The sequence below is a fragment of the Nostoc sp. MG11 genome (assembly GCF_014904695.1).
GTDB lineage: Bacteria > Cyanobacteriota > Cyanobacteriia > Cyanobacteriales > Nostocaceae > Komarekiella.
Genome location: NZ_JACXXN010000097.1, coordinates 1 through 7,518 on the forward strand (window position 1 = coordinate 1; position 7,518 = coordinate 7,518).

Genomic DNA, 7,518 nt, shown 5'->3' on the forward strand with positions numbered 1-7,518 from the left:
CTACGAAAAGAAGGATGATGATAAGCGACTGGCAGACATAAGTAATTTTCAATAATATCAAGTAAACGTTGTTGTAATCCCCAGTAAAAAATTTCTGAGTGTTCGATGATTTGCTTAGAGGTAGCATGAATTACAAATTCGTTTTTATTTCCAGAAATGGTGTGGGGAATTTCTGCTATCAAACTTTTTGCAACTTGTAACATTTGTAGAGTCAGGGGAAGTGAGAGCGCTGATAATGAAGTTACAACAATCCCTTCACTTCTCAAAGTCTCAAGTAAAACTAAATCAGGAGTTGAAAGCAAAGGTAGTTTATCAATATGCTTTTTTACAGATGCTTGATAAGCAAGTTCAATTTTACGACTCAATAATGGGATTTGCCAAAAGCTTTCTCCTATGCGATTGACAATCTTTTTTACACTCATTTTTATCTATATTGAATATTATTTATACTACTGATAAATGTTACAGTTAATCTTTGCTTAAATATTACAAATAATTAGAACTAGTAAAAAATATTATTTTCCTCCATACTTTCCTTTGTTGGACTACCGCAAAAGTCAAACCTCGTTTCCATGATCAGACGAAGCTTGCATAGATTTTGTCGATAATACGCTCAAACCTCAAGTAGTCGCCCACCAATCTATATTTCCTACTTTTTAACAGTTTTGCTACTTCTGTTATTAACTCGATAGCGGTTGAAGGCTTTTGAATATAAGCTTGGAATCCAAATTCAAGTGCTTTTTTATCTGCTTTATCTTCAGTATTTCCAGTAAAAGCAATTGCGGGAATTTCTCTAGTTTGTGGATGCTGAAGTGAACGAATTTTTTGTATTAACCAATACCCATCCTTCGAGGGCATAGTAATGTCTGAAATTAAAAGATCCACCGGGGTTTGTTTAATTACCTCTAATCCTGTTAAGGCATTGCATGTCGTGAGTACTTGAATTCCATAGCTTTCAAGAAGCTGGGTCATTACTAGAAGCATACCCTGGTGATTATCTACAACAAGAATTGTCACTCCTTGGAAGATATTTATGTTTGTTCATCGTCTGAAGAATATACAGATGGGAAATCTAATATCATGACGTTATTGCCCCGTTATTTGCTTGGTAGATAACGGAGTCAGTCCTGTTAGTGGCTAAGCTCTAACTAGCCGCTTAGTAGCATCTAGTGTGTTATCAACTTGATTAAAACATATTAGTGAATCAGGTTTCTCTAACCTGAGTCTTATTTCCTAAATGGCATTTTGGTAGTAATCGAGGACATGAAGACGAGAGCGAACAGACACAAGCTTTCACCCTACCACCTGCTGCTCCTGTTTTTGCAACACAACCTACGGAACTGCCTTACAAAGCTGTTTACGGTGATTGCAGACTCGCAACGTTAAGCCAAAAGAGAAGACACAACTATACCGGAGGATGATTTAGCAAGGCTATGGATTTTATCGCTGTCAGCTTCTTCAAGATTATTAGAAAGTTTTGCCGCTAAACTGGACTTAGAAACTTGGTTGTCTGGGGTGTATTTTCTGCCTGAATCCTTGAAAGCGGCGATACTGGCGATTAATGAGTTACCTGTTATTGATAAAACATTATGGTTCCGAATTCCCAAATTAGAAGCTGCTTCTTCTCAAAAACGTCTCCACATTTATTGCACTTTACTGAAACTTATTGCTCATAAAGTTGCTCTTGAACGTCCCCTGAACTACGAGTTACCAAACGCCGCCCTAAAGCTTACCTCTTGATGACCAAACCCCAGCACGAATTACGCAAACAATTACAAACTGCTTAATTGATAAGCGTTTCCGCTTTTCTTAGTACCTTCGATCCATAGCCTATTTGGTGCAGCTATCCTGCCCATCACCTGAATCCTTACGTTTTTAATTCATTAAACTTACGTCTTTACGTAACAGAACATATGCGTAGCTTGTAATTAGAGGCAGGGGATATTTAACTAATATTGATGAAACCCACTCGTCTAATAAATTAAGTGGCTTACTCCTTCTAAAGTAAGCTGGAGTTCCAAAAAAAGCAATATATTCTTCTACCCTAAAACCTAAACTGTTAAACTTATTTTTTTGATTGTTTGATGGACCGCGACACCAGCTATAATAAGCTGGAAATTTCAATTTTTTACTATCTGTAATTCTGTGAGGTGCGAGAGTTCCCAAAAGTTTATTAGACAGTTTTTCTGGTAATAGCTGATTAACGATAAATGGAAAAGCATACATAGTCGGAAACAAATGTAATGCGTACCCATCATGTCGCAACAAATTCCAAGTATTCTTGTGAAAAGTTTGTCCATTAGGAACATGTTCTGCTAGCATGATGCTAAAAATCAGATCAAATTGACCATCCAAGTTCAGGTTAGGAGATGAAATATCTGCTTGAATCTTGTGATATTCATTCGGCGCTTTGGCTAGTTCTTCTGATGAAATATCAAGTAGAGTGTACTTTAATCCATATTTTTCAATCATATTTATAGGAATAGCTGGATTAGCACCACCACCTACTTCACAAATTTTTTTCACTTCCGAACTGACTGCTAATTTATTCAGATAGTTTTGAAAATCCATCATGTGAGCAGAATCTTTTGCTTGTCTGTATTCAATTTTCATGGTTTAAAATTACCTAAGTTATCATAAATAGCTTTTAGATTAAGACTTTATTTGCGAAAATTAAAGTTTTTACAAATAAACTCTTGCCTTTATAATCGTTATTTCAATGTATTCTTTTACGCACAAAATTCTATTAAGCTATTATTTGCATAATAATTGCTTGCATAGTATGTATATCTTTCTCAAGATAGAGGTTTATCCTGACAAACAATACTAAAAGTATAGAATTTTACAAAAAAGTTTGATTTTCTACGCTACCCTTAACTAGGAAAGCTGTTGAACTAACTCGACCTATCACAAAATATAGGTATAGGGGTGAAATAAGTCGTACAGAAAGTTACGCTAAGAACTTGATAAGTCGCTTTCAATATTGCGCCTGGGATAAAACTGTATCAATTGAAGTCTCTGAAATGTTGAAAATAGTTCAGCTTTATTATTAGAGTTGTCGGGAAATAAAAGATGAGTGATACCATTTCACGAAAAATCTGATGCAAATAAAGCATCAAGAATAAAATCCCAACCTGTAATAGAAGCAACGATAAATGTGCTTAATTTCTCTAAACGCTTCCAGATAAATTGTCTTAACTCATCCAAAGTTCCGAAGCAATCCCTTGCCAAATGTCTTTTAACTTCCTCCCATAATCGCTCAATTGGATTAACTTGCGGTGTGTGTGGAGGTTAAAATAATAAAATGACTGAGAAGGAGGGCTCTTGAAACTGGCGAAGCCGGGGAGGCTGCTCTTGAGAAGTCCCCTCCGTAAGTGGTCACAAGCCTCCTTTTTAAAAAGGAAGAAGCAAGAAACACTTATTGTGAGACGCGAAAGCGCGAAAAACAATACGTCCTTACTTGTTGCCTCTATGTTTACGTTTTGGCAGAAGAGATTGGCACAAGTGTTCACATCGATTTTATTGTGCGTTGGCGCTAGCCTTGCCGTTAGGCATCGCTCTATGGAGAGTTAGAACCAGATGTGTTTAAAGTAGTTAAAGGTAGAGTTCAATCGTCGCTGACACAGGGCAAGGAAAGTAATAAATGGTTTAGTGTTCCAGGACAACCTGGATATTCTACTCTCTCTTTGACTTTACTCTCCAAAGAGCAGACTAAAAATTCATCCCCTCAAGCAAAGCGCAAAAATAATAAACCAATAAAGACGCCGCAGCCCAAAGAGATACCAATGCTCAAAGCTTATGAAGGACAATTTTAATTGATGCTTTGTCTACTTTTTTAGAACAGAACGCGGCAAAGTTTTCAACGTCTCAGAAGTAATCACCGGAATTTATGGAGAACTGAATGCAGCTGATGCTAGAGAGGTCAAGAATAAAGTGCTGAATGAATTATCACGAGGTCATCGTACCAAACGTTTCATTAGAGTACCTGACCAAATCGGTTTTTACACTTGGACTGTAGGTTGATGTCAAAAGTAAGTTAGGAGCAAAAATTATATACTTTAATAGATATTAATCATTTGAATAAATTATGCTCCTAGATTTATCGGGTCAGAATCTCAGCGGTCGTTCTTTCAAAGGTCAAGATTTGAGTAATGCAAACTTTAGCGGTGCAGATATCCGCTCTTGCGATTTTAGTGGAGCAAATTTGACAGGTGCAAACTTTAGCTATGCCAAAGCTGGACTGCGACGCTGTTCAGCAATTGAGTCTGTATATGTTTCGTCGTTACTGCCAGGAATATCAGGGATATTGTCAACATTAATTGGTTCTATAGGATTGCTTATTGCTGAAAATCCTAGTTCCAAGAAGTATCAAGCTGGCGTTATTGTGTTAATTTTGCTTCTATTGTTTTGGACTTTAACTGTCCGTCAAAGTTTAATAGTTGGAGCATTAGCCGTCAGCGGAGTATTAGCAGGAGCCTTAGCCGAAGTATCAGTGGGAGTATTAGCAGACTCCAGGGTTGGAACTGAGTCCGTAGCTTTAGTCTTAACCGTAGCATTAGCTGGAGTTGGAGCCTTAGCTTTAGCCAGATCTGTAGCCAAAACCTTAGACTTAACCGCAGGTTTAGCCTTAACATTAGCTGGAGCTTTAGCCTTAGTAATAGCTGGCTCAATCTTAGCTTTAACCAAAACTGGAGCAGTAGCCAAAGCATTAGCCGTCAGCGGAGTCTTGTTTAGTGCTTACTTTGCTTGGCAGGCAATCAAAGGCAACGAAAAGTACTCTTTGAGTAGAGGTACAAGCTTTCGTGAAGCTAATTTAACTGATGCTGATTTCACTGCCGCACAAGTCCAAAATACAGATTTCAGAAAAGCTGTTCTCATTCGTACTTGTTTTCTTAGAACCAGTGAAAGATAAATTTTTGGCTCTTGGTTAACTTGATAATGGGTTAAGCAACAATGATTTTAAAGTGTCTGACTTCATGTTGTCAAAAATTAATCTATCCGCAAGCTGCCCAGAATTATTGGCAACTGCAAACTCTTAGACAGAAAGATATATTGACGTTAGAGGAAGCGTCATTATATTTAGACATCCAGCCAGGAATGCTATTAGAGGAGGTGGGGTTGGGAAAACTGCCTGGAGGACAATTGGCGGAGAAGTGGCGATTCTGCAAAGATGCTTTAATTAACCACTTTTCTATATATCACGGTAATGGCCCTTGGATTAGTGAGGAAAATGTAGACGAAGAAGTTGAGGTTTGTCAGCAAGAAACCGTATTGAGACTGATAGAAGATTACAGCGTAGGCAGAAGAGACTTTACCCAAAGCGATTTTAGAGGAGCAGATTTCAGAGATACAGATCTATCTGAAGCTGACTTTAGTGGCAGTTGGTTGTCAAGAGCCAACTTTGGGGGCAGTATTTTAACAGGAGCAGAATTTCAATCAGCTAATCTTAGAGAAGCCAATTTCCGAGGTGCTAATCTTAGCTATGTTAATTTCAAAGGAGCGGATTTAACTGGAGCAGATTTAGGTCAAGCTATTCTCGTTAGTGCTAACCTGTCAGATGCAATTCTATTGGGAATAGATCTCTGGGGAGCTAACATAGAAGATGCAAAATTCAAATGAAAATTCGGGCATAAATTTTTAGAAAATTAGTTACTCAGCATTCTATTATTGTACGTATCAAAGGGTTTCAGCGTCGATTTTGAATTAAGCTGCGATGCACTTGGCGGGGCTTTGCCCATCGCACTTTACCCACAGAAATCATCCACACGTATATCCTGCCACACGTCAGACGGTTGCCAACCGGAGTTACCAAGGGAGCGCAGAGGGCGACAGCTTTCGGGAATATAGTCTGATTGTGATGCTTGGATATATGCATGTGGCTTAGAATCAACTACTGGTTCAGGAATATCCCGAATCTCAGGCATCTCAATCGCTTGGGTAGGAGGTGGGGTTGCGTCTGTTTTTTTGCGAATCGGCTTGGCAGTTTTTTTAAGAAGTCGTCGCATATCCATAGGAAATTCTGGGCAAACACGGTCAGGATCTCCCCGAATATAGCAAATTCTCAAGGGAATCCGACTGCTGGCTGCTGTTTCCATCGCTGAATGCTCTAGCATTCTGGCACTTGACGAAAGGCAATCGCTATCCACCAGCAGAATTAAATATATCTTTAGAAATATTTCTCTGGTAGTAGATAGCAAATATGATGTTAGAACAACATCCTATGTAAATTAGTGTGTTCCCTATGGATATCTAAGTAACAACTTAGATATCCTCATTCACTTTTGTAAAGAGATTGTAGATGACTGCACCTTTATTACTGTTTGATTTCATATACAGGCAAGAATTCCGTAATGATTCGACTTCTGCTTGTGGACGACCAAACTATGTTTTGCCAGGGATTAGCTTCTTTGTTATCGCTCGAAGAAGATTTAAGTATAGTCGGTCAAGGGAGTAATGGTAATGAAGCGCTCGCCCTTGCCGAACAATTACAGCCTGATGTAATTCTCATGGATGTGCGAATGCCTGTATGTGATGGGGTGGTTGCAACGCGTCAAATCCATCAACGCTATCCTTGGATACGAATTTTGGTGCTGACAACCTTCGATGAAGATGAATATATTTGCCAATCTCTGCAAGCTGGTGCTTTAGGCTATCTACTCAAAAGCACTCCTTCTGGGCAGTTGGCTGCTGCTATCCGCACTCTGTATCAAGGATACAGCCAATTAGTCCCGACTATTGCCCCCAAAGTGTTTGCTCAAATAAATCCTTCTACCAAGAAACAGAACTATGAGTTTTTGTTAAGCGAGCGTGAACTGGAAGTGTTGAGGTTACTGGGGCAGGGAAAGAGCAATCGAGAAATCGCCAGCGAGCTTTACCTGACTGAAGGGACGATTAAAAATCACATTACCCAAATTTTATCTCAACTGAAAGTGCGCGATCACACTCAGGCAGCTCTTTGGGCACAACAAAATGGCGTAGTGTGAATGCTAAGCACCTTGCTCTCAAGTCCTTAACTGTCTGCTTAAGTGTCTTAAGTATCCTTCTGTTTGCTGCATATTTGCTAGATTATATTTATTGTCAGCACTTAGCCTTTGGAAAAGAGATACTTTTTCTATAGGGAAAGAATTTGTTATAGGTAACAATAAGCTATGAGTAAAAAATGGGTAGCCAAAAGAATTACAGTAAATCTCGCCCTAGAGGAGAAGAAGAGACTTGAGAATTACTGTGCAATGACCGGAAGACCAGCGACCGATGTAGTTAGGGAATTAGTCCGCTGTTTGGAAGTAGAGTCAGAAGTATCTGTGAAAGTAAATTCCAATCAAGAAAAAAATACAAATGTTGCGGCTTGAGAGTATATTAACATCGGTCAATCAACAGGCAAGACTTCAAATAAAGCCCAAATTTTCACAAAGGAGCGAGGGTGGCTGTGTTGCAAAAATAGGTGCCTAAGCAAGTGTTATATTCTTTCAAGAGACTGAAATGCTACAGAGATGAACCCAAAACAACCATTTAAATGGC

General features: G+C 38.7%; 9 protein-coding genes and 1 pseudogene. 6 read left to right on the forward strand and 4 right to left on the reverse strand.

Translation table 11 applies throughout. From position 1 onward, the window contains the following. Window positions 1–422: pseudogene (locus tag HCR01_RS36165) on the reverse strand (2OG-Fe(II) oxygenase); the annotation flags it as partial. 154 nt (window positions 423–576) lie between these two features. Next, window positions 577–1,017, reverse strand: a complete 441-nt coding sequence (locus HCR01_RS36170; RefSeq protein WP_320073259.1) for a response regulator — start codon at window positions 1,015–1,017, stop codon at window positions 577–579. Between the two features lie 498 nt (window positions 1,018–1,515). Here HCR01_RS36170 and HCR01_RS39640 point away from each other — a divergent pair, with 498 nt between their 5' ends. Continuing rightward, window positions 1,516–1,740: a hypothetical protein gene (locus HCR01_RS39640; protein WP_226890035.1), complete on the forward strand. Its 225-nt coding sequence runs from the start codon at window positions 1,516–1,518 to the stop codon at window positions 1,738–1,740. A 135-nt stretch (window positions 1,741–1,875) separates the two neighbouring features. Here the strand turns inward: HCR01_RS39640 and HCR01_RS36180 are convergent, their stop codons facing one another. After that, window positions 1,876–2,613, reverse strand: coding sequence for a class I SAM-dependent methyltransferase (locus HCR01_RS36180; RefSeq protein WP_193200719.1), 738 nt, complete (start codon window positions 2,611–2,613; stop codon window positions 1,876–1,878). Between the two features lie 968 nt (window positions 2,614–3,581). On the opposite strand from HCR01_RS36180, the gene HCR01_RS36185 reads away from it, so the two are divergent. The 3 genes from HCR01_RS36185 (at window position 3,582) to HCR01_RS36195 (ending at window position 5,619) form a co-directional block, all read left to right on the forward strand. After that, window positions 3,582–3,815 (forward strand): hypothetical protein, encoded by a 234-nt coding sequence (locus tag HCR01_RS36185; protein WP_193200720.1) that lies wholly within the window; start codon window positions 3,582–3,584, stop codon window positions 3,813–3,815. A 272-nt stretch (window positions 3,816–4,087) separates the two neighbouring features. Beyond that, complete coding sequence (locus HCR01_RS36190; RefSeq protein WP_193200721.1) at window positions 4,088–4,912, forward strand: pentapeptide repeat-containing protein; 825 nt, start codon at window positions 4,088–4,090, stop codon at window positions 4,910–4,912. A 41-nt stretch (window positions 4,913–4,953) separates the two neighbouring features. Beyond that, the gene (locus tag HCR01_RS36195; protein WP_193200722.1) at window positions 4,954–5,619 is read left to right on the forward strand and encodes a pentapeptide repeat-containing protein; all 666 of its coding nucleotides are present in this window, start codon (window positions 4,954–4,956) and stop codon (window positions 5,617–5,619) included. Between the two features lie 125 nt (window positions 5,620–5,744). Here HCR01_RS36195 and HCR01_RS36200 read toward each other — a convergent pair whose 3' ends face one another. After that, window positions 5,745–6,113 carry a hypothetical protein gene (locus HCR01_RS36200; protein WP_193200723.1) on the reverse strand — a complete coding sequence of 123 codons (369 nt, stop codon included), beginning with the start codon at window positions 6,111–6,113 and terminating at the stop codon, window positions 5,745–5,747. A 237-nt stretch (window positions 6,114–6,350) separates the two neighbouring features. On the opposite strand from HCR01_RS36200, the gene HCR01_RS36205 reads away from it, so the two are divergent. Together HCR01_RS36205 and HCR01_RS36210 are read left to right on the forward strand one after the other, a co-directional pair. Beyond that, window positions 6,351–6,983, forward strand: a complete 633-nt coding sequence (locus HCR01_RS36205) for a response regulator transcription factor (protein ID WP_193200724.1) — start codon at window positions 6,351–6,353, stop codon at window positions 6,981–6,983. 165 nt (window positions 6,984–7,148) lie between these two features. Then, on the forward strand, window positions 7,149–7,349 hold the full coding sequence (locus HCR01_RS36210) for a CopG family transcriptional regulator (protein ID WP_193200725.1): 201 nt from the start codon (window positions 7,149–7,151) through the stop codon (window positions 7,347–7,349). Window positions 7,350–7,518 lie beyond the last annotated feature (169 nt).